A 22,627-nucleotide genomic window follows, 5' to 3' on the forward strand; every position below is an offset into this window, starting at 1 on the left:
CCCCTTTTATAATCCAAGTATGTGTTTAAGCGTTGGCACATACTGCCGTGATATGACTACCTTCTCCCCATTATCCAATATTGCTTGAAAACGGCCACTGATGGACGGATGAACACTGGAAATCTTAGCTATATTTAGAATGGTGGATTTGGAGGCCCGAAAACAATGTTTCTCTTGGCAAAGTTCCTCCAGTTCATAAAGCTTTTGTTTGACCTCATGAACGGTGTTCTTACAATACGCAAACACTTTTCCGTCAACAGCTTCAAAATAATAAATATCACTAATTTTGATGCGGCTAATCTTATCTTCATGATAGCCAAGTATCATGAGCGTTTCGGTTTTTACTTTATTAACGAGCTCATGTATTTTTTCGTCTACTTGGTGACACCTGATGCGGATCTCCTCTTCTTCTGTGTGGTCTATTACTTCAATGAAAATTTTTATAAATATCACCCTCGAAAATTCGAATTAAAACTTGTTAACATTTATAACGTGAATCATATAACGAAAAAGCGTAAGCTTCCACTTAAATAACTTAATTCCATACATAGGACATTTCCCAGTGGAAGATGACGAACTACGAAGCCCAATTGGTCGAGAGCCCGTCTGGGAGCGTGCCTTCTAGGGCTCGTCGCCCTTTGTATTCATTCCACTGACCTTTCACACAGAAGCAAAATACAAAACAACCCCAAGGACGCATCATCGTGCTCCTTAGGGCTTCTATTAGTAATAATTTTTTCTTCTCTAATAATTTATCTACTATTCAAACAGGTCCAAACGAAGACGTTTCAGACTTGTATGTTTGATGTACCACTGGCCGTCGATTTTGACAAAAGTTTCGTGGTAGTGCCCAAATCCGTGGAAGGATTTGTTCTCATTGCCCTCCGGGAACGTAACCCAATCTTCCATTGGGGAGATGACCTTTGCTTCGTTCTCAGATACAAATTCAACTTCGGCGCTATGAACATGATGCACGGTTACGGCAACATCCACCAGATCACGGAATACTTGTACGATCGTATCACGGCCTGTTAATACCGGAATTGGATTGCCTTCCGTGCTGAAATCGGCCACTGCATCCGGAGCAAACACATCACCCAAGGTATCCCACTGCTTCGTATCAATATAGCGGCAATAACGTGCCTTGGTATTCCGAATATTTTCCAGCGCGAGCAATTGTTCCAGTCCTGTAATCGTTGATTGGCTCATGTGTTGTCCCTCCAGAGATGTAAAATGTGATGTAAGATTAGGATCATGTATGTATGCATACTATACCTTCCTTATTGTACCATTCGCCTTCTATTAGGTACAACGATACAAAAAAATCTTTCCTTACCTCTCACGAGGTTGGGGAAAGATCACTTCTAATGCAAGTTACAGGGAATGTGCACCCTTCATCTGGGAAGCCAGTTCCGACATTTTCTTATTGTTCAAAAAACTCTCCATCTCTTCTTCCGCCTGCACCATCACCTGCTGGATCAAACAGCCTGCGTTATGATTCTGGGAACATTCGAACAGGGACGCCTGACCTTCAATCGCATGAATGATCTCCAGGAAAGAAGGATCAGGATTTTTACGACTAAGCCGGTAGCCACCATTGGCGCCAGAAGTCGATTCGATCATGCCCGCCTTAACCAATTTGGTCAAAATTTTGGACAGATATGTTGGTGATACCTTCTGCAATTCTGCAAGTTGGTGTACACTAACAAGCTGCTCAGGGGCAGTACTTACAAGATGAAGCATCGTATGCAAAGCATAATTTGTCGCTTTTGAATATTTCATGAGGGCACCTCATTATATACGGATTTAATTTATCCATAATAGACTTGATTGAGCTCTGTGTCAAACCACTATACCTCAAGCGCTGGCAACATCGAAAGGATACGGGTTAATTGTGATACAATCCGCGGTAATCCGTAGGTGTCATCCCCTCATGAGCCATGAACTGGCGGTTAAAATAACTGGCATTGGGATACCCCGCTTCCTCCGCGATTTGTCCAATGTTGGCCGTAGGCCGTTCGAGTAACCATTGCTTCGCCATCTGTAGTCGTGAACGAGTGATAAATTCCATAGGCGTCATCTCCACAGCACTCTTGAACATTTTGCAAAAGTAATACGAACTCACACCTGCGAGATCCGCCCAATCCTGTAACAGGAAAGGTTGACAGGCCTCTTGCTGCATCTGTGGAAGAAGTGCAAGAACCCGACTCTCCGCCTTACTTGTGGTACGTGTGCTCTTTAAAGGTACTGCATGCTGCACGAACTCGGCAAGTACGGCATAGGTCAGTGTGGATAGCTGAGCTGGACGCAGCATGGTGTTCTGTTCCGCTTCAGTGAGCAAGGCCAGATGAGCCTCTTCCCAAGAGCTGCGTTGCCGCAGTGTCCACAATAGATTGCGATGTAACCCCCGCTCGATCATATAATCATGCAGACGTTCACCGTAAAAATGAACCCATCGTACATCCCATGGATCATCTTCACTACTATAATAATGCTGCCGCTGTTGCGGAAAATAGAGAAACGCCTGACCTGCGCGAAGCTCATGCACCACCCCGTCCACTTCCACATATCCCTTGCCCGAAGCGACGTAGTGAATATTAAAATTGTTCAGTGCGCCGGCCTCACGCAACACGGCATGCTGGACGTGGTCCATATAATGTCCAACGGACTCGGGATAACAAAAATATGGAATATCCTGCAGGGTAAGCAATACGGTTTGTCTCATCATAGCCGGTTCTCCTTGATCAACAATATTGTGTTAACTAACTTCAATATATTATCATTTTAATTCATTGATCTATTCTTTATAATCACAATATACATTCATAAACGGGAGGATACAATACATGAATTCAGTTCAAAAATTGCGTTGGGGCATTCTTGGTAGCGCTAGCATTGCTGTGGAATCCGTCATTCCAGGCCTGCAGCAATCCGAGTTAAATGAAGTAACCGCGATTGCCAGTCGAGACGAAGATAAAGCCAAACAGACGGCCGAACAACTTGGGATCGACAAGGCTTATGGCAGTTATGAAGCTTTGCTCGCTGATGATTCCATTGATGCCGTATATATCCCACTGCCGAATCATCTTCATCGGGAATGGACGATCCGGGCTGCTGAAGCAGGCAAACATATTTTGTGCGAAAAACCACTGGCTCTGACAGAACAGGAAGCTCAGGAGATGGTTCAAGCTTGTGCAGATGCAGGTGTGCATCTGGCTGAAGCATTCATGTACCGCCATCATCCAAGATATGAGCAGATCCGAGATATCATTGCCAGCGGTGAGATTGGTGAGATTCGTGGTATGCACAGCACATTTTCATTTAATAACTCCAATGCATCCGGCAATGTCCGCTTTCGGCGGGATTGGGGCGGAGGTGCACTGTATGATATCGGATGTTATTCCATCAGTGTAGCACGTCTGCTACTTGGTCAAGAACCAAGTGCAGCCACTGTTATTGGCATGTTCTCCCCACAGCATGATCAAGTCGATATGATGGCTTCCGGACTGCTGGAATTCGATAATCACGTTGGTGTGACCTTTGACAGCAGCATGTGGGCAGCCTTCCGCAACACATTGGAGGTATTGGGATCCAACGGTATTATTGAAGTCCCTTCGGCATTTATCAGCGGACAGGACCGCAGTTCCAACTTCTATGTAACGGCTGGTGGTGAACGCAGAGAGATTGAAGTCCCGCAAGTGAACCACTACTCTCTACAGGGAGATGATATGGCACGTGCTGTACTTCAGGGCAAGGATCTGCGCTTCGCCCCTTCCGATGCGGTAGCTAATATGAAAGTACTGGAAGCTTGCCTTCGTTCAGCGGAAGAACGTACACGAATTACACTATAATTGAGAGGATGAACTGACTTATGGAATATATCGAAATTGCTGGTGCAGGTAAACGTGTCTCCCGATTGATTAAAGGAACCGATTATTTCGTGCATAATGCCTACGATAAAGCAGCTACGAACATGGATGCTTTTCTGTCGATTGGCGGTAACACTGTAGATACAGCACATATTTATTGTGGTGGACAGAGTGAAGAAGTCCTTGGTCGTTACATGAAGGAACGTGGTAACCGCGACCAGATCGTCATTCTCACTAAAGGCGCGCATCATGACCAGAATGGGCCACGTGTGAACGCTGATGCCATCCGCAGTGACTTGATGGAAAGTCTGGAGCGTCTTCAGACAGATCACGTAGAGATGTATGCCTTGCACCGCGATGATCCCAATACCCCTGTCAGTGTTATTCTTGAAGCACTGAACGAACATATTGAATCCGGCAAAATCGGCGCAATTGGCGCCTCCAACTGGACCTGGCAGCGGCTCGAGGAAGCCAATGCATACGCTGCGGCAAATGGACTGAAGGGCTTCACATTCAGCAGCCCAAATCTCAGTCTCGCCAAAGCAAACGAACCTTTCTGGGAAGGCTGTGTGTCAGCAGATGCAGAGACGCTGGCATGGCATGAGCAAACCAAACTACCATTGCTATCCTGGTCCTCCCAAGCGCGTGGTTTCTTCACTGGAAGATTCACACCTGAAGTTCGGGATAACGAAGATCTGGTGCGTGTATTCTACAGTGATGATAACTGGGAACGCTTGCGTCGGGCTGAACAATTGGCTAATTCGAAGAAAACATCACCCATTCAGATTGCACTCGCTTATGTATTGAATCAGACGTTCCCAACCTGTGCGCTGATCGGTGCCCAGAATCAGGCGGAGCTGCTGTCCTGTGACGAGGGGGCCCGCATCACGCTGACTCCTGCTGAAATCGCATGGTTGGATCTGGGCAGTAATGTGCCAGCTGGCATCTAAAGAGAGTTAAACATTCTATCATTCAATTTAATGACTCCAAGAGGCTGATATTCCGCGATAGCGCATAATATCAGCCTTTTCTGTTATGCAAAAGCGATCCACTATTGTAAACCCTATTGCACACTTACCGTATCCCTGTTCACTTTCCCCCCACTTGTCTGGGAACAAATAAAGAAGGACTTACCCCAGAACACTTCTCTGAAGATAAGTCCCTTATATCATAGATTAAGCCATTTAGAATGTTAGAAATTACACTGTCATTCGGTTGGATTACAGTTTAACGATCTGACCTGTTTTCTCGGATTCGAATGCTGCCAAGATCACTTGCAGAGAACGCAAGCCCTCTTCCCCTGAAATCGCTGGAGGTGTTTGAGTGACAATCGACTCTACAAATGCGTCAATTACACCACTCGGCACTTGTTTCTCGTTGGTAGCCATGGCACCAACTTTGTACGTCTCAACTGTACCATTGGTCAGCTCAACGATAACTTCATCGCCTTCCACTGTTCCGATCTTCATAACACCATTCTCACACCACAGCACTGTACTGTTGTCTCCAGCTCTATATTGTGTCCAGCTCGCTACGAGCGTTCCGATCGCTCCGCTCTTCATACGCAGCAAACAAGTTGCGTTATCGTCAACTTTAGTGCCTTCCTTGTGCAGTGTGCTGATGAAACCAGCCACTTCAGATACTTCATCATTCAGCAGATAACGGATGAAGTCGGATTTGTGCACGCCCAGATCGCCCATTGCGCCCATAATCGCTTCTTCTTTACGGAAGAACCAGCTTTCAGCTCCGTCCACACTCCATCCTTCCGGACCCGGGTGACCAAATGATGTACGGAAATTCAGGACTTTACCGAGTTTGCCGGATTCGAGAATTTCTTTTGCTTTTACGTGAGGAGGCATCAAACGTTGGTTGTGTCCAACCATCAAATACACGCCATTTTTCTTGGCAGCTTCGATCATTTGCTCGCCTTCTTCAGTGGATACTGCCATTGGTTTCTCAACCAATACATGCTTGCCTGCATTTGCAGCAGCAATCGCCATTGGCGCATGCAGATAGTTTGGTGTACACACACTAACGGCATCCACTGTTTCGTTTGCAAGCAATTCTTCGTAACTGGAATACGCTTTACCGCCGTAAGTCTCGGCCATCTTCTCCGCACGCTCCACAACCGGATCGGCAAAAGCGACAAGTTCTACGTTCTCATTGGCAGCGTACTCTGGAATATGTCTGCGCTCGGCAATGGCTCCACAGCCGAATACAGCAACTTTAATTTTACTCATGTACATAAGTCTCCTTTGACAAATAGATTAGCATTTTTCATGGTTCGATGGTCCATTAGAATTGATTCAAGTAGTTTTCTTTCAACCAGTTGTAGCTATTGGATACGCTCTCAAGCGGAGGATTCTGACATACGTCTTGTTCCACGATCAGCCATTCCACGCCTGCATTCGTAGCGCCTTCAATAACAGCTGGCAGGTCAACCGAACCTTGTCCCAATTCCAGTGTTTTCATCTGGCCCTGTTCGTCTTTGCTGAAGTCCTTCAGATGAAGCAGCGGCAAGCGACCCGCATATTTATTAATATACTCGATCGGATTTTGTCCCGCAAATTGTACCCAACATACGTCCATTTCCACTTTTACCGCTTCCGGTGATGTTTGAGCGAACATGGCATCAAAGGCATTGGCATCGCCAACCTGGCCATGGAATTCAAAGTCATGGTTATGGTATCCGAAGATCAATCCTTGTTTCGCTGCTTCAGCTCCATATTGTTGTAACTCAGCGAATAGCTTGGTCCAACCTTCTGCATTCTCAGGACGATCTTCTGGCATCAGGTAAGGGCAAATGATATATTGTGCACCAATTGTTTTTAGGTAATCGATTTGTTTTTGCAAGTCTTCGCGCATTGCATGTAGTGAAACGTGGCTGCTGAATCCTTTCAGTCCAAGTTCATCTAGTAGCGCTTTCATTTCCTCAGCTGGAATATCGCCATATCCGGCAAACTCCACACCTTCATATCCAAGGGCCGCTACTTTACGCAACGTACCACGAAAATCTGCTGCAGTTTCATCACGGAGTGTAAACAATTGCAAACCAATATTAAGTTTTTTCATGTAGGATACACCTCTGTTCTCAAATTTTCTTTCATTGCTCTATCTGGTATCATCCTAACGCAAAACAGGCTAGAATGAACATATACAATATAGTCAGAACATGAACTATCTGATCAAATTTTATTTCCATCATTTTGCATCAATTGAATGTAGCCCATTTGAATGCATGCAGGATGTACATATTGGGGGATTTTATCTTTGGATACGTTAGAGACATCTGTACTGATCTGTGACTACTCATACCACTATAAGGCGTTTACTCATAATATGAAGGGCGAGCTGCAAACTTATCTGTTCCGCCTGCAGACCGAAGGCTCGTGCAAAGTGTATGTACAGGATGAAGAATTCAGGATGACTAGCGGGGACTTGCTGCTCTTAAAGCCTGGCGACGACTATCATCTCGTGGTCGATGAACCACATAAGGAAGGACGCTTGTCTAGCGGAGATTATTATCTGTTCTGCGAGGGCACCTGGATCGAGAACTGGTGGAAACGGCAGCACCGATCTACCGTGAGCCGGATTGGACTTGATGACAAGCTCATCAGCCTGTGGAGAAATATGTTACTTGAGAAACGTCGCGGACCTCTTGAGGAAAATGCGGAGCTAAAGGATGCGTTACTACGCGGATTATGTCTTTATATCGACAGGGCAATTAAAGAGAATATTCAGACCGATCGGGCAGTTTCCTCTGCGCTGAAGTTAAAACGTTTTATTGAGGAGCATGCCACGGTTACGTTCAAGCTTGATGAAGCGGCTCGTTATGCGGGCCTCAGCCTGTCACGTGCAGTCCGTTTATTTAAGGAGCACTACAATCAGACCATGATTCAATATGCGATTGAGATCCGTTTGAATGCGGCGCTGGAACGAATGAAATACAGTGAAATGACACTGGAGCATATTGCCGAATCCTGCGGTTTTGCAAGTTACTCCTATTTCCACCGGGTATTCCGGGCGCACTTCGGTGTGTCTCCGGCGGAGTATCTCAAATCCAGACAGCATGAGCCTATCGATGATCTGGAGCATGTATGATGTTCAGTATCAGAAACCCATGACCTTAAAGAGGTTCATGGGTTATTTTGATACATTGAACTGTAATCGATTTTCAGTACGACTGGAAGTCAGAACGTTTTTTATAAGAATGAAGTTCACTTCAATATTTTTTCATGTGACTCCCACAGAACAAGACTGTACAATTATAGAGACAGTTTTTTTACAAATTCATACATATCCATTAAATCCATATCTATCATACTGGAGCGATACATATGCTAACCCACCAGCGCAAAGTCCTCATCATCGAGGATGAATCAGATATTTCGCGCATTCTGCGAGATTATTTAACCAAAAATCAATATGAAACCGCCGTGGCAGCCACTGGACAAGATGGACTTCAGGTTATGGAGCTTATTCAACCAGACTATATCATTCTGGACATTATGCTTCCGGACATGGACGGGATCGAGGTCTGTCGAGAGATCAGAAGGCGCAACAATATCCCCATCCTCATTCTAAGTGCCAGAGGCAGTGATACCGATAAGGTACTTGGTCTTGGCTTTGGAGCAGACGACTATATGACCAAGCCCTTCTCGCTGAGCGAACTGTTAGCACGAATTAATGCCCACTTCAGGCGTTATGACAGTATGACATCCGTTGGAGACAGAACAGATCTGTTGCATCTTGGAAACCTGGTGATTGATAAAAAAGCCTATAAAGTTACATTAAACGGATTGGAAGTTTCTCTGTCTGCCAAGGAATTCGAATTACTTCATTACTTGGCAAGCCATAAGAATCAGGTATTCTCCAAAGCCCAGTTGCTCGACGCCATCTGGGGATATGCAACCTACGGTGATGAAAATACCGTAACCGTATACATTCGCAGACTGCGTGAAAAAATCGAGGCAGATGCCTCGCATCCGACCGTTCTGAAGACGGTATGGGGTGTCGGTTACAAATTCAATTACGAATAAGTGAGATTGGAGGCTCCCACATGTCATTGAACAGCTGGTCCAAACGCTGGTTGTTAACAACACTTGGGCTTCTCATTATTATCGTTTTAAGTATCCTTGCACTGTCGATGATGTTGTTACAAGATCGAAATTCAGGCGAATCCAATCTATCCTTGAATCAGGTTCGACTCAAGGTCAATCCGATCTTACTCGCTTTGGAGCAAAATCATCAGCATCTTAATGAACAAAATATTCGTGGAGTCATACGTTCCACCGCCAGAGAGACCGGGGTTCTGCTTACCTATCTAAACTTGGATGGAAAAGTCATTCTGTCCTCCGACCCCACCTCTGAAGGGACGCAAGTTAATCTGCGTTCAGCTCTCCATTATGATCTGCATCATGCCACGCAGGCCGCGGATGGTAACGATTTGCTTGATATGGCGTTTCCTGTGATGGACGGACCCACGGGAAGTCAGATCGGCAATGCCATCTTTTCCATCCCCCAAGCCATGGTTACGGTTCAGCAATCGATGACTTTTCCGGTTATATTGATTAGCGCACTCATGCTCCTGTCACTGATTCTGAGCTTATTTCTATTCTGGATGAAACGAAAACTGGACAAACACCTGCTCTCTCCCATCCATCAATTGAAGCAACATGCGGAATCCATGCTTAAAGGCAATTATGAAGAAAAAATCCAGTACAACCGGAACGATGAATTGCTCGAAGTATATGCTATGTTTGATCTCATGCGCACAGAGATTAAACATATGAGCGAGCAGCGTATTCAGCAGGAACAAGCACAAAAAGAACTCATCACCAATATATCTCATGACATTAAAACACCAATTACCACGATAAAAGCATACATAGAAGCTATTGAGGAAGGACTATGCAACGATCAGGAGACGCTGATGGAATATATGGGAGTGATGCGAACCCATACGGATAAAACAGCCCGCCTTGTGGAGGATCTGCTAGTTCATGCACTTCAGGAATTGGGGCAAATTTCGGTGGAAACCCGTGAGTTGTACAGTGGGCCTATACTGGAGACGATGTTGAAACCTATTGAACATGTTGCTCTAACAAAGGGGCTTATCTATAAAGGACCCAACTACATCCCCAATGTGTTAATCGCTATTGACCCCATTCGAATTGAACAGGTGATCTCCAATCTTGCCGCCAATGCCCTCAAGCATACAGCTCCAGGAGACACGATACGTATAGATATGGAACTGGAATCTGAGCATTTGAATGTGACGATTGCCGATTCGGGTCAGGGAATACGTGTACAGGACATGCCGTTTGTTTTTCAGCGTTACTTCAGAGGCCAGGCGAGTCATGCAGAACAACGTGTTCAGGAAGGTACAGGGCTGGGCCTTTCTATCTGCCAAAGCATTATTGAAGCACATGGAGGCCATATTTCCTTTACTAGTAAAGAAGGACAAGGTACAACCTTCCGGTTCTATCTGCCGATCTGCTGAGCCCACACTCAACAGCTGTAATACTTTATTCATAATTTGATAAGGCTTCCTCAACATCCCTCCTCTAGAATGAATCCTATATTGCACTCGGGAGTGATTCGACTTGTCCAAAAAGGTGATTATCCGTGCACAGAATCTGTGCAAAACGTACAACAGCGGAAGTGAACAACATCATGCCATCCGTAATGTTGATCTTGACATCTATGAAGGGGAATTCACGGTCATCATGGGTAACTCTGGCTCTGGCAAATCAACCCTCTTATATCTGCTAAGCGGACTGGATCAGATTACAGCAGGTGAGGTCTATTTTCGCGACCAGCGGATTGACGCTTACAGTGAACGCCAAATGTCCGACTTCCGCACCCGCCGGATCGGTTATATCTATCAAAGTATCAATCTGGTCCCAGACCTTTCCATCAAAGAGAACATTGCTTTACCGGGATATATTGCAGGAAACAAAAAGAAGGACATCCTATCCCGCGCTGCTGAGCTGATGAATGCCATGGATATTGATGGACAGCGTAACCGCCTCCCATCCCAAACTTCCGGAGGACAGCAGCAACGAGCTGCGATTGCACGGGCTTTGATCAATTTGCCGGATATCATTTTTGCCGATGAACCGACCGGAAGCTTGAATATGGAACACGGCACAGCTGTTCTTGATATCCTTACAGACCTCCACCGGAAAGGACAGTCCGTTGTTATGGTGACGCATGATATCAAGGCCGCCTGTCGGGCAGATCGCCTGATCTACATTTTGGACGGCAAGATTGGCGGAATCCTTGAGTTTGACACCTATGACGAACATCAAATTCAGGATCGTGAAGCGATTATCTTCGCTTTGGTTACGGGGAAGGAATAACGATGGCTGTCATATTTAAACTTAGCTTGTCGTATCTGAGTAGGAACAAAATACAAAATGCGTTGATTGCGCTGCTCCTGCTTCTCTCGACACTTCTTGTATCTACAGCTACTGTCATTCTGGCGAACACCGGCAATCAGTTTTATGAAATGCATACCCGAACCCATGGATCTCATCAGATCCTGACGTTTGAAAAAGGACTGAATGACCCTGACGCTGTGCACAACTGGTGGGCTTCTCAGGATGGAGTTCAGGTGTCCCCTTTGCTAACGTATCGTACATTTTCAGGCATCATTTTGAATGAAACTCACATCCCTAACATCTACCTGTACATGTTTAATACGCCTCCACCGCCATGGGGTGTGGATGAACTGATTTTCTCAAGCGGGACGCCCCACACAGTTCCCGAACAAGGCTCCGTCTGGATTCCAACGTCCATGGCGAATGCTTATCATATCTCGGTAGGTGATACCATTGGCTTCAAAACCGGCTCAAGCACACTTGAATTGAATGTATCGGGCATTGTCATCGATGTACCATACGGGGCACCCTTCTCCAATACAGCACGGGTCTGGATGAATCCTACCGATTATCAACATGATCTCGCTACACTTGCTGGCAACGAGAATCGTATGATGGGCATCCATTTTAACGATTACAGCATGAATTCGGTGTATTGGGAACGGTACAATCGTGAGACAGGTATTCCGTTTCTGGAATCCAAAATGGAGTTCGAGGCCATTGCCTCTTTTTATCTGATCATCAATCAGGTTATTGGATTCATCATGATATTCATGGGTGTTGTCATGCTCTCTATCGCCCTGATGACCATCGGATTTACGATTGCGGATGCCATCCTGGCCAATTACAGAACGATAGGAATCCTCAAATCACTAGGTCTGACTTCCCGAAAAACGATAGGCACCTATGTTATTCAATATGCATTGATATCCATCGTAGCCATTATCCCAGGATTTGCACTCAGTATATGGATATCCAAATGGATCATTAATATTTCTGTATCCTCTCTTCGAGTGGGGAATCAGAACATTCCAGTCCAAGGATTGGATGCGGCCATACTGGCCGGCGTACTACTATTTACTCTAGTGATTCTGTTCACTGTGTTATATGCCAAAAAGGCACGCAGCATACAGCCCGTGCAGGCTATTCGTTATGGTATGTCGGAGACAGATCACAGCCGGATGGCTGGCAAAATGAATTCGCCATTGGCGCACTGGATCGGGTTCACACGACTGCCTGTGACCGCCGTGCTTGGATTCCGACATGTGTTCAAAAACACCAAAAGCTCTGTTCTAACAATCCTGCTGACTACCATGGCTTCCTCCGTACTAGTTTTGGGGTATGTTCTGCTGACCAGTATAAACGGAATTGAACAGACCGCAGCTAAATGGGGGTATGACAATGCCAATATCGCAGCAGTCGTAGTGAACAAAAGTAACTTCCCCAAGGCTGAACTAAAGCACGTGTTAGCGCAGGATTCGAGGATCAGCAATGTAGGCTGGCAAGGGAACACAACGGGTGTAATTAGCCCGGAGTCTTTGGCAGCAGTAGAGGGCCAATCCATCAGTCTCAACTTGAGTGTACTGGACGGGAGTTATCAGGAACTTGGATTCGAAACGTTAAAAGGGGTTAACCCACAACATGCGAATGAAATTGCCATTGGTGTAAGTGTAGCCAAAACATCAAATAAAGATCTCGGTGATCTTATCGATATCTATATTGAAGGAGAAAAGCGTACATTCCTCATCACAGGCATCTATCAGGCGTTCGCCAACATGTCTGTTTCAGGCAGAATCACCATTGATGCCATGAGAAGTGTGAACCCGGATTATAGTGAATTTGATGTTATCTTCATCAATGTGAACGATATGGCACAAGCGGGTAAGGTTGCCTCTGAATTAAATGAGCAATTTAAAGATTTTGCTTCGGTATTCACTCAGAAGACTTTGCTTGATTCGGTTTACGCGGAAGCCGCTAACATCCTGATCTATCCGATGAGCCTGATCGGATTTCTGTTTATCATTGTGACGTTCATCATTATTTTCAGTACCTGTAGAATCAATATCCGTAAAGAAAGCAGAACGTACGGGATATACAAATCGCTGGGAATGACATCTCGCCAAATCCGGTTGTCGCTCACCATGGGAATGTTCATACTGTCCTCCGTGGGAGCCATACTGGGTATTTTCGTCGGCGTATACCTGCTGCCTCTTCTACTCGAAATGGTCCTTTCCGGTTATGGTATCGTACAGCTTCCACTGATCCTGCATTGGGGTGGAATGGTACTGTTCACCTGTCTAAGCATCATTGCAGCCAGTCTTGGCTCGTGGTTCTCTTCGAGAATCATTCGGGAAGCATCGCCACGTATACTGGTTATCGAATAATGTAATCAGAATGCCTTAACACAATAAAACAAGCCCTTCCATACCTCTACAGGATGTGGAAGGGCTTGTTATCATGATATGAACTAATTCCGCCATTTCTTCGCAAGTGCACCAATCTGATGTGGCGTAGTACGGCAGCAGCCGCCAATAATTTGCGCGCCCGTAGCAACCCACTGCTCCGAAGCATCACTCATGCTGCCACAAGTACCCTGTCCGCTCCACGTCTTCGTCACTGCATCATACGTCTCACCTGAGTTCGGATACACAATAACAGGTTTGTCGCTAGCACTGCTGAGAATACCCACTGCTTCCGTCACCACTTCCATCGGAGCACAGTTCAGGCCAATCGCCGCAACCTGCGGCTCGGAGCCAAACTTCTGTGCACATACCTCAAGCGGTGTGCCCTCGCTGATGCTTGTCCCGTCTTTTAAAGAAAAAGATAACCAAGCATACGCATGAGGGAACTCCTTCAGTACATCAACCAGCACCTGTGCTTCCTGCAAGGAAGGAATCGTCTCAAACGCCAGAATATCAGCACCCGCTTCAAGCAGCGCCGCCATACGCGGACGGTGAAATGCGGCCAGCGTCTCATCCGACACGCCGTAATGTCCCACATACTCTGAACCATCCGCCAGATAGGCGCCGTACGGACCAACGGACCCGGCAATAATTGGACGTGGACGAAAACTGTCTCCTTCGCGATCTACTGTACGATCTGTTATATGCTCCTCATTCTCCTCAGTTTCGGAACGTACTGAAGGAGCTTCTACAAGCTGACCTGTCGAGCTTTCTCTCCCTACTAAACTACTCTGCACTTCTGCCCACACGTCATCTCTCGCCTGTACAGCCAGTTCCACCGTCTTCCGGATCAGCTCCAGTGCTGACTGTTCATCGATCCCTCTCTTGCGGAAACCATCCACCGTCGCCTGATAACTGGATGTAATCGCACAGTCGGCTCCTGCTCGAAAATAATCTGCATGGACCTGAACAATAACATCCGGATTCTCAAGCAACACACGAGCAGACCATAGTGGATCATCGAGATCACATCCATGCTGTTCGAGTTCCGTTGCCAACGCTCCATCCAGAATCATGACCGGATGTTCACGAAGGATCTGTTCTATGGGGTTATTCTGTTGTGCTTGCGTCATGTACTTGTCCTCTTTTCTTATTCACACGTTCTGTCAGATAATAAGCAGCGTAACATACTGCGATAAACGGAACCCCACAATACAGCGCAATCCGCTGTGTCGGGTCAAAGGCAATACCTATACATGAAGCCAGGCATAATATAAATGAAACAATTGGTACCACCGGATACAGTGGTGTGCGGTAGACCAGATCTTTGACCGCATGTCCTTCCCGGATATATTGTCTGCGGAACATGTATTGGGAGGCACTGATACTCATCCATACTGCAACGACAGCCAGACCTGAAATGGAAACCAGCGTAATATACACCGTACCTGGCGCAATAATACTGGACAGCAATGCCAACGCACCACCCACCATACTAATCAGAAGTGCATTCAGCGGTACTCCGCTTTTGGTCAATTTGGCAAACCACGGAGAGATCGTTCTTTTGTCAGCCAGAGACCAGAGCATACGTGAAGATGCATATAGGCCTGAATTGGCAGCAGAGAGAATCGCCGTCAGAATAACAAAGTTCATAATGTCTGCTGCATAGGGTACACCCACCCGCTCCATTACCGCTACAAACGGACTTTCCAGTACACTGGCATCCGACATGGGCAGCAAGGCCGACAAGATAATAATCGTTCCGATGAAGAAAATAACCAAACGCCACAGCGTTGTATGAATAGCCTTTGGTATCGTCTTTTCCGGGTTCTCCGTCTCACCGGCGGCAATGCCGATTAACTCGGTGCCTGAGAAGGCAAAGTTTACAGCAAGCATGGTCATCAATATCGCTGTAGCCCCATGAGGGAACCACCCGGATGCGGTAATATTCGATAGAAATGGAGCCGGTTCAGAATCCGCCATGGGAATGATACCAAACATGGCTGCACCACCGATAATAATGAAGATTACGATAGTCACTACTTTTACAGATGAGAACCAGAACTCGGATTCCGCAAAAAATTTCACCGTTAGAGCGTTAAACAGAAAGATCATCAGTGCAAAAACCGCGCTCCATATCCATACGTTTACCGATGGGAACCAGCGCTGCATAAGCAATCCGGCGGCTGTGAATTCGGAGCCAAGCGCAACAGTCCAGGTTAACCAGTATAACCAAGCCACCGTGTAACCTGTTGCCGGTCCGATATATTTGGCTGCATAACTATGAAATGCTCCCGTCTCTGGCATATGAACAGACAGTTCACCAAGACAGAGCATCACCAGATACACAACGATGGCTCCAATCAGATAGGACAGAATGGTTCCCAGTGGTCCCGCCTGCTGAATGGTGTAACCTGAGCTGAGGAATAATCCCGTTCCAATGACTCCTCCGAGAGAGAGCATGACCACATGCCGTGCCTGCATTTTCCGCTGAAAATGCCCTTTGTCGTTGTTGTTCTCCATACCTGCTGCTCCCCTACTTCTTCATCCAGAAAAAACAAAAAAGACCCACTCTGCCTAAAGAGTGCGCCGTTACTGACAAATAAAAACAAACGCTCCTATCTATCAGGCTTTCACCCGCTGGAATTAGCACAGTATCCTTCAGATCTGTTGCTGAGGTTTCTAAGGGCCAGTCCCTCCACCTCTCTGGATAAGAAAATGATTTTTTACTAATATAGCGATCTATCATGAATGTGTCAACAATTAAATAATATATGGCACACCTCGCTATTCGGTGGAAGACCCCGGATTCGTGATGGTGGTCTTTACCTCATAGGTGATCGGCACGGTGCTAAAAATTTTATCCCAATCGTCTTTGACTTTTTTCCATGTTTTAGGTTCTTTAATACGCAAGCTATCCCGAAAATCCGCAACATCTACTTTATAGGTATGCTGCAGTTTGTATAACAACTGTCGAATCTGTTGTTTGGCAAGTTCAGCAAATTCTTTTTCCAATTCACTGAGATACGCACCTTTTTCCTCTTCCTCGGGAGCACGCCAATCCTCCATCAACCAGCCTTCGGATTCAGTTTTCACATGGAATGAAATATCATCGCCAACCACTTTTGGAATTATTGTTGTTTTTTTCTTCTTCATTTCATATACAACAGTGAACCCCTCTTTATTGTATGTCTTCAAGATACCTCCTTTTTCTTTAGGTCTAAGCCAAGATAGCCCTTCTAGATCCGTTTGGCTGAGTTCCCCGATGAATTTGGTTGTTTTCCCATCAAAGATACTGGCACCGGAGAACTTGTCCTCTCCATTGAAGTTCAGTACATTCTGGAGCAAAAAGCTGGAACCGGATTGCATTTGTGCATCTAATTTGGAGAGTAGAACGGGGTCCAGGATTTTATTGGACAAGTATGAATTACCGGTAATACCTGTAAGATAAAATGCTGGAATCCGGGAAGGATCATCTGAAGTCAGTACATCAACAGCGCGATGATGGCTAATCAACACTAGACAGTTAGGACGAATATCGTTATCCCGAAGTACAAAATCCAGCAGCTGGTCCAGACCATACTTTTTGGCGATATCCTTGGACACAACGATAACCTTCAGATGATGTCCGATGAGCGGATGATCTCGTCTCAGTGCAAACTGACGAAAGATTTGCAGCAAGGAATCTCCGGTAAGCTGTTCATTGGAATAGGACGTTTTACCAGAAGCAGGCGAACCGGATTGTTGGCTCTTCTGACTGCTGGAATTACCGGGAGCAATCTGTACCGTGGCTGTCACATTGTTCTGCTTGGAATACCCTCCTCCCTGATTGGCGATGTTCTCCTCAAATTCCGTCTCTTTGCCGATATCGATCCCAAGACCAACGTAGACACTTAGATCCTCTATCTCTCGACTGCTCCAACATCCGGATATCGTTAAGAGAATGCATAATACAGTGGCTAAGCGTAACAACATGCGGAATGTAATCATGCATGCTTGCCTCCTTTTTTGCGAATCAGACTTAACAACAGTAGTACCAGAGGTAAAATGCCAAACAAAAATACGGACACATTGCCTAGCATATCTCCTAGTACGAAGGTATCATCCACTGTTTTGGGTATCATTGCTGTCAGATAAATGAACGGCAGCAGGCCGTACATGATGCCTTTGATTTTTTGGGAACGAAACAAATCACGAATACCCACCGAAGCGCAGTAATGTGTAATTGCTGTAGTCGAAAAGATTTGCATAATCCAGATGACCAGCAATAAGGATTCAAAACGCTCGAATATCAGACCCTGGATTTCGAAGCTTCTTACCAAATCCAGCGTTGGCCAGGTTCGAGTTTTGATGCCATCGAGCGATAAACTGCCTATAACCATCACCACCGTGATCAAGTAGATAATAGTGGATATGAGTATCCCCCAGGTCATCGCTTTATTGCTCTTCTTCGGATTTTTCATATAGGCAGTCATGATTAACATCACCTCATAGCCCGTATAAGATAATAGTGAAGGCTTCAACCCTTGGAAAACGGGCATAATCCCATCACCGAGGACGGGTCTCAGATTGCCAATCTCGAATAGCTGATTACTAAGCAAAATTTCAATCACAAATATAATAATCGTAATCGGAAGGATGATCTCAAACACACGTACGATAACGCCAAGCCCGCCTGAAATCATATATACACCGATCCACATGAAGACCATCACAATCGCCCAGGTGGGGGTGCGTTCGAGCAGATACATCCCAGTCACTTCAGCCATAACTCTGATTTCGAATGCGGCAATAACTATGAAATACATAATCATAGACAATCCCAGTATGTAAGCAATCCAGCTGCCCGTAATCTCACGGGTGAACTGGAAGACGGTTTTCTCCGGAAATCTGCGACACAGGGTAACCAGAATTATTCCCACACCTATGATAATGAATCCAGATAGGATAATGGAAATCCAGACATCCGGTGTTCCGACAGCTTTGCTGGTCGTTCGAGGTAGTGTCAATATCCCGGCACCAAGCATGTAATTGACAATAATTACAACGGCCTGTGTCGTGGTTAGCTTTCCTTGGGAGCCATTCACTTAGTTCACCTCCAGACCTTCAGTAGATGGAATTCCATTTATTTTTTCCGATCATCATCGATCGGATTAGTCATTTTGGGACGCATTCTCATCATATTTAGCGGTGCACGGATAACAAAATCCTTCCATTCATTCATGTGATAGGGAACGGCTGGTGCAACATAAGGTACGCCAAAGCTTGAGAGTCGTGCCAGATGTGTACACACAAGCAGAAAGAACATAACCACGCCAAACAATCCGAGTACGGCTGCGCTGAACATAGCGGCAAATCGTAGAATCCTTAGCGTTAATCCCGCACTATAGACCGGAATCGTAAAGGAAGAGATGGCTGTTACCGCAACGACAATGACCAGAAATTGGCTTATTATTCCCGCTTGCACGGCTGCTTGGCCAATAATCAGACCTCCTACGATACCCATCGCTGGCGCAATCGGTTTGGGCAAGCGTATCCCGGCCTCCCTCAAGATTTCAATTGAAAGCTCCATGATGAGTACCTCAATAATTGAGGGGAATGGCACTCCAGTACGCGTTTCAATAATCGTCAATACTAGCTTGGTTGGAATAAGACCCGGATGAAACGAGATAAACGAGATATAGAGCGCAGGAGCAAGCAATGCCAGCATCGCGGCCATAAAACGCAGCACTCGCAAAAATGTTCCGGGAATCCAGCGTTCATAATAGTCCTCTGGAGACTGAAGCAACATGCTAAAGGTCACCGGTACAATTAATACAAATGGCGTTCCATCCAACAAAATTGCCACTCGGCCTTCCAGAAGGGCACCCATCACCCGGTCAGGTCTTTCAGTATTCAGTACCTGCTGAAAAGGACTCAGCGTATTATCTTCGATGAGTTGTTCCACATAACCTGATTCGAGCATTGAATCCATATCCATCTCTTCGATTCGCTTGCATACTTCTGCAACGAGATTTGGATCGGCAATATCCTGAATATAGGCTATCGCCAAATCTTTTTTGATCCGTGAACCCACTTCATACTTCTTAATAAACAGGCTCTGATCACTTCCATAACGACGTAAAATGCCTGTATTATCGCTTAATTGCTCTGTAAAACCAATACGAGGCCCACGAAGCAGTCCCTCTGACAAGGGTTCATTCATACCTCTTGTTTTGATCTTATGAGCTCCAATTAATAAAGCACCTGGCAAACCATCAACCAGCAGTGCATTTTTCCCAAACAACACACCAACTGCGAGTTCTTGGAGGGACTTCGTCTCCTCAACCAGACTGACAGGAAGTAATTGATCTTGCAGATATGCCGACAGTAAGTGTGCGTTGTCTGGATGAAGGAAACCCTCCTGCTTAAGTAGGGGAACACCTTCGAACATCAACGGTGTAATCAAGTGATCATCAACTAAGTCTTGATCTACCAGGCCTTCGGTATAAATGACCGCAGCCCGTGTATTCGTTCCCCTAATAATAAATTCCCGAATATGCACGTCTGCATTGAGTCCAAAGCTTTCTTTCACACTCGTCAGATTTATGCTGTACTTTTCCGTTAATTTAATATTGGCATAGTGACCAGTTTCGGTCCCTTCACCCTGCCCTTTGGCTGCTGGCGAGATATCCTTCGAGGATATGGACGATGGCTTCGAACGAGAGAAGCTTCCGCGCTTAATGGCAGCATTGATCCAGCGCATGCTCAATGTAATACCAATTGGAATGATGAAGACCAAGAATGCCTGAATCCATATGGACCAATCCGGCACGTAGGATACAATTGTTGACCACATGTTCCCACCCCAACATTTCTCTGCATGACATAGCTGCAGGTATTCCCAAGTATTGTGTCCCCGTTTGATCACAATAATTCCCGTTTTTTTGAGTACTGAACGACAAAAAAACGGTTCCTGTGCAAGGAACCGCTATTACTATATATTGTTATACGATTCTGGTCACATGCTCCGCTTTGGCATCCAACAAGTGAGCTGAAGCAGCAATTGCTGTAAAATCATTCAATGCAATCTCAATCTGCTTCTGGCTCTGCTCCACATATTCTTCTACTTTTTTGGTACCACCTGTGATATTACCAATCTCCTTTGTTATTCCGGTCACGCTATCACGAATCTCATTAATCGAACTCTCCACCATTGCGGATAGTTTCTTAACTTCCTTGGCCACGATATCGAATCCTCGTCCGTATTCTCCTGCATGTGCAGCCTCAATGGCAGCATTCAACGCGAGCAGTTGCGTCTGAGACGAAATCTCGCGTATCGTTCGTACCACGCCCTGAATCGATCCGGCCTGTTCCTGCAAATGAGTCAACGTTGCACGGTTAGAAGTTGACACCTCTGAGATATAGGAGATACTGGACATTAATTCCTGGCTCCGTTCAATGCCTACATCTGCCTGCCCATTCAGTTCATGGGACATCGTTTTCAGCTCATTCACTACGACCGAAATGTTGTTCTGACGGTTGGTAATGTTGGTGGCGATTTTGGAGACACCCAGTATCTTCTGATTCGTCTCATCGTACACCGGCATATATGTCGCTTCAAGCCATACAGAATTCCCCCTTGCATCCTTGCGTTCAACCTTGTCCTGGAAGCTGACACCATTAAATATGCTATTCCAAAAAGCATCATATTCCGGAGTATTTGCAAATTGACCGAAGCACAGTTGCTGATGCTTCATGCCGTACATCTCATCTACCGTATATCCCATCGTCTGGGCAAAGACTTCATTCACGTAGGTTACCCGGCGATCCAGATCGAATCGAATGATAGCAAGACTTTTCTCCATCGCCTTGATGACCATTGCATCGGTGACAACATCTTTCTTTTCCATATCTAATATAGACACTTGATAACCCCCACAGTTCATTCCATAATAGACAGCCTTTAACTAGCAAAAAACAATCATAACAACATATGTATCCATCAGGTTCTAGATGGCTCTACTATGGATACCCGATTTGCAGCATTTTGGATCACCTGTTGTTATTTATTTTTATTGCAACCCTGTGAAGTCAAAATATATAGTTGTTCCTTTGTTTCAATGCTTCTTCAATATTCTGGATAAAAGGGTTCCATCAACATACTTTCGGAGCATATTCATCGTCCAGAAAAGAGACGTTATAACTTATCTTATCCGTAAAATATCTCTGTATCTACTAGTACGTATCGTAACATAAGGCAAAGAGGTATACACTTCTGTATTTGTAACGTATTTGTAACATAATTTCTGTTTTTTAATAACCGTTTAACCCCTATATACAAGAAAAACAGAACGATTTGTCATGCGTCGTTCTGTTTCTTATCCAGTCTCATCTTTATTATTTTTTTCGTGGTGTCCAGCGCTTTGTTTCACTGTGATTTGGATACTGAATGCCCGCAGGATAGGAGATCAGCTCGATCAGCATCCCCCAAGGTGCTCTTCCATACACAAACTGATTGCCTTCTCCACCTTCAATATGACCGGTCAATGCCCCAGGCTCTGTTAGCAACACCCCGCCCGCTTCCTTGAAGTGTCGTGCAGCTTCTTGCATATCGTCCACATACAACGCCATATGCTGCAATCCGTAATCTGATGCCCTAACTGGCTCCGATTGCGCTGTATTCGCGTACTGAAATAACTCTATACTAGCGCTCTCCCCGAGCGATAACATCCGAATATGAATAACCTTTGCTCCTGAACGCAGTCCTAATTTAAGCTCTGCCTCGGGTCCTTCCTGTGGGGGATCATCCGGCGTTATATGGTCATAGGCAAGTTGAGCTCCAAACGCCTGTTGTAGAAATAGTGTCGCCTGCTCCATGTCCGGTACAGTTATTCCAATATGGTCAATTCCTCTCGTAATCATGTTATCCCTTCTTTCCTTTATCCATTGAACTTGCTTGTACACAGCGACATCCGTACCTATATGATTT

At 45.6% G+C, this 22,627-nt stretch carries 20 protein-coding genes and 1 riboswitch; of the genes, 7 read left to right on the forward strand and 13 right to left on the reverse strand.

Annotated features, from left to right (window positions below; translation table 11 throughout):
- Nucleotides 1-6 precede the first annotated feature (6 nt).
- From MKY01_RS27770 to MKY01_RS27785, 4 genes are all read right to left on the reverse strand, one after another.
- Nucleotides 7-453 (reverse strand): LytTR family DNA-binding domain-containing protein, encoded by a 447-nt coding sequence (locus tag MKY01_RS27770; RefSeq protein WP_207765612.1) that lies wholly within the window; start codon nucleotides 451-453, stop codon nucleotides 7-9.
- A 306-nt stretch (nucleotides 454-759) separates the two neighbouring features.
- Nucleotides 760-1,209, reverse strand: a complete 450-nt coding sequence (locus MKY01_RS27775; RefSeq protein ID WP_074096526.1) for a nuclear transport factor 2 family protein — start codon at nucleotides 1,207-1,209, stop codon at nucleotides 760-762.
- Between the two features lie 165 nt (nucleotides 1,210-1,374).
- Nucleotides 1,375-1,782: an Rrf2 family transcriptional regulator gene (locus tag MKY01_RS27780; protein WP_017692155.1), complete on the reverse strand. Its 408-nt coding sequence runs from the start codon at nucleotides 1,780-1,782 to the stop codon at nucleotides 1,375-1,377.
- A 106-nt stretch (nucleotides 1,783-1,888) separates the two neighbouring features.
- Nucleotides 1,889-2,728: a helix-turn-helix domain-containing protein gene (locus tag MKY01_RS27785; protein WP_339195655.1), complete on the reverse strand. Its 840-nt coding sequence runs from the start codon at nucleotides 2,726-2,728 to the stop codon at nucleotides 1,889-1,891.
- Between the two features lie 118 nt (nucleotides 2,729-2,846).
- On the opposite strand from MKY01_RS27785, the gene MKY01_RS27790 reads away from it, so the two are divergent.
- Together MKY01_RS27790 and MKY01_RS27795 are read left to right on the forward strand one after the other, a co-directional pair.
- A complete protein-coding gene (locus MKY01_RS27790) occupies nucleotides 2,847-3,851 on the forward strand; it encodes a Gfo/Idh/MocA family oxidoreductase (protein WP_339284357.1) in 1,005 nt (334 codons plus the stop codon).
- A gap of 20 nt (nucleotides 3,852-3,871) precedes the next feature.
- Nucleotides 3,872-4,819: an aldo/keto reductase gene (locus MKY01_RS27795; protein ID WP_339284360.1), complete on the forward strand. Its 948-nt coding sequence runs from the start codon at nucleotides 3,872-3,874 to the stop codon at nucleotides 4,817-4,819.
- Between the two features lie 270 nt (nucleotides 4,820-5,089).
- Here the strand turns inward: MKY01_RS27795 and MKY01_RS27800 are convergent, their stop codons facing one another.
- Nucleotides 5,090-6,109, reverse strand: a complete 1,020-nt coding sequence (locus MKY01_RS27800; protein WP_036668128.1) for a Gfo/Idh/MocA family oxidoreductase — start codon at nucleotides 6,107-6,109, stop codon at nucleotides 5,090-5,092.
- Nucleotides 6,110-6,164: 55 nt separating this feature from the next.
- Nucleotides 6,165-6,941 carry a sugar phosphate isomerase/epimerase gene (locus MKY01_RS27805; RefSeq protein ID WP_036606781.1) on the reverse strand — a complete coding sequence of 259 codons (777 nt, stop codon included), beginning with the start codon at nucleotides 6,939-6,941 and terminating at the stop codon, nucleotides 6,165-6,167.
- 198 nt (nucleotides 6,942-7,139) lie between these two features.
- Between MKY01_RS27805 and MKY01_RS27810 the strand changes: the two genes are divergently transcribed.
- From MKY01_RS27810 to MKY01_RS27830, 5 genes are all read left to right on the forward strand, one after another.
- Complete coding sequence (locus MKY01_RS27810) at nucleotides 7,140-7,970, forward strand: AraC family transcriptional regulator (RefSeq protein WP_339284361.1); 831 nt, start codon at nucleotides 7,140-7,142, stop codon at nucleotides 7,968-7,970.
- 236 nt (nucleotides 7,971-8,206) lie between these two features.
- The gene (locus MKY01_RS27815) at nucleotides 8,207-8,908 is read left to right on the forward strand and encodes a response regulator transcription factor (protein WP_339284363.1); all 702 of its coding nucleotides are present in this window, start codon (nucleotides 8,207-8,209) and stop codon (nucleotides 8,906-8,908) included.
- Between the two features lie 20 nt (nucleotides 8,909-8,928).
- Complete coding sequence (locus MKY01_RS27820) at nucleotides 8,929-10,371, forward strand: ATP-binding protein (RefSeq protein ID WP_339284365.1); 1,443 nt, start codon at nucleotides 8,929-8,931, stop codon at nucleotides 10,369-10,371.
- Nucleotides 10,372-10,474: 103 nt separating this feature from the next.
- On the forward strand, nucleotides 10,475-11,233 hold the full coding sequence (locus tag MKY01_RS27825) for an ABC transporter ATP-binding protein (RefSeq protein ID WP_282320166.1): 759 nt from the start codon (nucleotides 10,475-10,477) through the stop codon (nucleotides 11,231-11,233).
- 2 nt (nucleotides 11,234-11,235) lie between these two features.
- Entirely contained in the window at nucleotides 11,236-13,638 is a 2,403-nt protein-coding gene (locus MKY01_RS27830; protein ID WP_282320165.1) for an ABC transporter permease, read from the forward strand.
- Nucleotides 13,639-13,721: 83 nt separating this feature from the next.
- Here MKY01_RS27830 and mmuM read toward each other — a convergent pair whose 3' ends face one another.
- The 7 genes from mmuM to MKY01_RS27865 form a co-directional block, all read right to left on the reverse strand.
- Nucleotides 13,722-14,789 carry a homocysteine S-methyltransferase gene (gene mmuM, locus MKY01_RS27835; protein ID WP_282320164.1) on the reverse strand — a complete coding sequence of 356 codons (1,068 nt, stop codon included), beginning with the start codon at nucleotides 14,787-14,789 and terminating at the stop codon, nucleotides 13,722-13,724.
- Nucleotides 14,767-16,179 (reverse strand): S-methylmethionine permease, encoded by a 1,413-nt coding sequence (gene mmuP, locus MKY01_RS27840; RefSeq protein WP_282320163.1) that lies wholly within the window; start codon nucleotides 16,177-16,179, stop codon nucleotides 14,767-14,769. The genes mmuM and mmuP overlap by 23 nt, the downstream gene beginning before the upstream one ends.
- Before the next feature lie 92 nt (nucleotides 16,180-16,271).
- A riboswitch (SAM riboswitch) is annotated at nucleotides 16,272-16,373 on the reverse strand.
- Nucleotides 16,374-16,443: 70 nt separating this feature from the next.
- Entirely contained in the window at nucleotides 16,444-17,646 is a 1,203-nt protein-coding gene (locus tag MKY01_RS27845; RefSeq protein ID WP_076253520.1) for a Ger(x)C family spore germination protein, read from the reverse strand.
- Nucleotides 17,643-18,743 carry a spore germination protein gene (locus tag MKY01_RS27850; RefSeq protein ID WP_282320161.1) on the reverse strand — a complete coding sequence of 367 codons (1,101 nt, stop codon included), beginning with the start codon at nucleotides 18,741-18,743 and terminating at the stop codon, nucleotides 17,643-17,645. Before MKY01_RS27850 ends, MKY01_RS27845 begins: the two co-directional genes overlap by 4 nt.
- A gap of 38 nt (nucleotides 18,744-18,781) precedes the next feature.
- Nucleotides 18,782-20,494 carry a spore germination protein gene (locus MKY01_RS27855; RefSeq protein WP_036668138.1) on the reverse strand — a complete coding sequence of 571 codons (1,713 nt, stop codon included), beginning with the start codon at nucleotides 20,492-20,494 and terminating at the stop codon, nucleotides 18,782-18,784.
- Between the two features lie 148 nt (nucleotides 20,495-20,642).
- The gene (locus MKY01_RS27860) at nucleotides 20,643-21,563 is read right to left on the reverse strand and encodes a PAS domain-containing methyl-accepting chemotaxis protein (RefSeq protein WP_339284368.1); all 921 of its coding nucleotides are present in this window, start codon (nucleotides 21,561-21,563) and stop codon (nucleotides 20,643-20,645) included.
- A gap of 472 nt (nucleotides 21,564-22,035) precedes the next feature.
- Complete coding sequence (locus tag MKY01_RS27865) at nucleotides 22,036-22,560, reverse strand: VOC family protein (RefSeq protein WP_218640805.1); 525 nt, start codon at nucleotides 22,558-22,560, stop codon at nucleotides 22,036-22,038.
- Nucleotides 22,561-22,627 lie beyond the last annotated feature (67 nt).

Origin of the sequence: Paenibacillus sp. FSL R5-0486, from assembly GCF_037975155.1 — a bacterium.
Classification (GTDB): Bacteria; Bacillota; Bacilli; order Paenibacillales; family Paenibacillaceae; genus Paenibacillus; species Paenibacillus amylolyticus.

What these genes read in the sequence shown, in the direction of transcription:
- MKY01_RS27775 (WP_074096526.1), bottom strand. Translation starts at nt 1,209, where the DNA reads ATGAGCCAATCAACGATTACAGGACTGGAACAATTGCTCGCGCTGGAA.
- MKY01_RS27780 (WP_017692155.1), bottom strand. Translation starts at nt 1,782, where the DNA reads ATGAAATATTCAAAAGCGACAAATTATGCTTTGCATACGATGCTTCAT.
- MKY01_RS27785 (WP_339195655.1), bottom strand. Translation starts at nt 2,728, where the DNA reads ATGATGAGACAAACCGTATTGCTTACCCTGCAGGATATTCCATATTTT.
- MKY01_RS27790 (WP_339284357.1), top strand. Translation starts at nt 2,847, where the DNA reads ATGAATTCAGTTCAAAAATTGCGTTGGGGCATTCTTGGTAGCGCTAGC.
- MKY01_RS27795 (WP_339284360.1), top strand. Translation starts at nt 3,872, where the DNA reads ATGGAATATATCGAAATTGCTGGTGCAGGTAAACGTGTCTCCCGATTG.
- MKY01_RS27800 (WP_036668128.1), bottom strand. Translation starts at nt 6,109, where the DNA reads ATGAGTAAAATTAAAGTTGCTGTATTCGGCTGTGGAGCCATTGCCGAG.
- MKY01_RS27805 (WP_036606781.1), bottom strand. Translation starts at nt 6,941, where the DNA reads ATGAAAAAACTTAATATTGGTTTGCAATTGTTTACACTCCGTGATGAA.
- MKY01_RS27815 (WP_339284363.1), top strand. Translation starts at nt 8,207, where the DNA reads ATGCTAACCCACCAGCGCAAAGTCCTCATCATCGAGGATGAATCAGAT.
- MKY01_RS27820 (WP_339284365.1), top strand. Translation starts at nt 8,929, where the DNA reads ATGTCATTGAACAGCTGGTCCAAACGCTGGTTGTTAACAACACTTGGG.
- MKY01_RS27830 (WP_282320165.1), top strand. Translation starts at nt 11,236, where the DNA reads ATGGCTGTCATATTTAAACTTAGCTTGTCGTATCTGAGTAGGAACAAA.
- mmuM (WP_282320164.1), bottom strand. Translation starts at nt 14,789, where the DNA reads ATGACGCAAGCACAACAGAATAACCCCATAGAACAGATCCTTCGTGAA.
- mmuP (WP_282320163.1), bottom strand. Translation starts at nt 16,179, where the DNA reads ATGGAGAACAACAACGACAAAGGGCATTTTCAGCGGAAAATGCAGGCA.
- MKY01_RS27845 (WP_076253520.1), bottom strand. Translation starts at nt 17,646, where the DNA reads ATGATTACATTCCGCATGTTGTTACGCTTAGCCACTGTATTATGCATT.
- MKY01_RS27855 (WP_036668138.1), bottom strand. Translation starts at nt 20,494, where the DNA reads ATGTGGTCAACAATTGTATCCTACGTGCCGGATTGGTCCATATGGATT.
- MKY01_RS27865 (WP_218640805.1), bottom strand. Translation starts at nt 22,560, where the DNA reads ATGATTACGAGAGGAATTGACCATATTGGAATAACTGTACCGGACATG.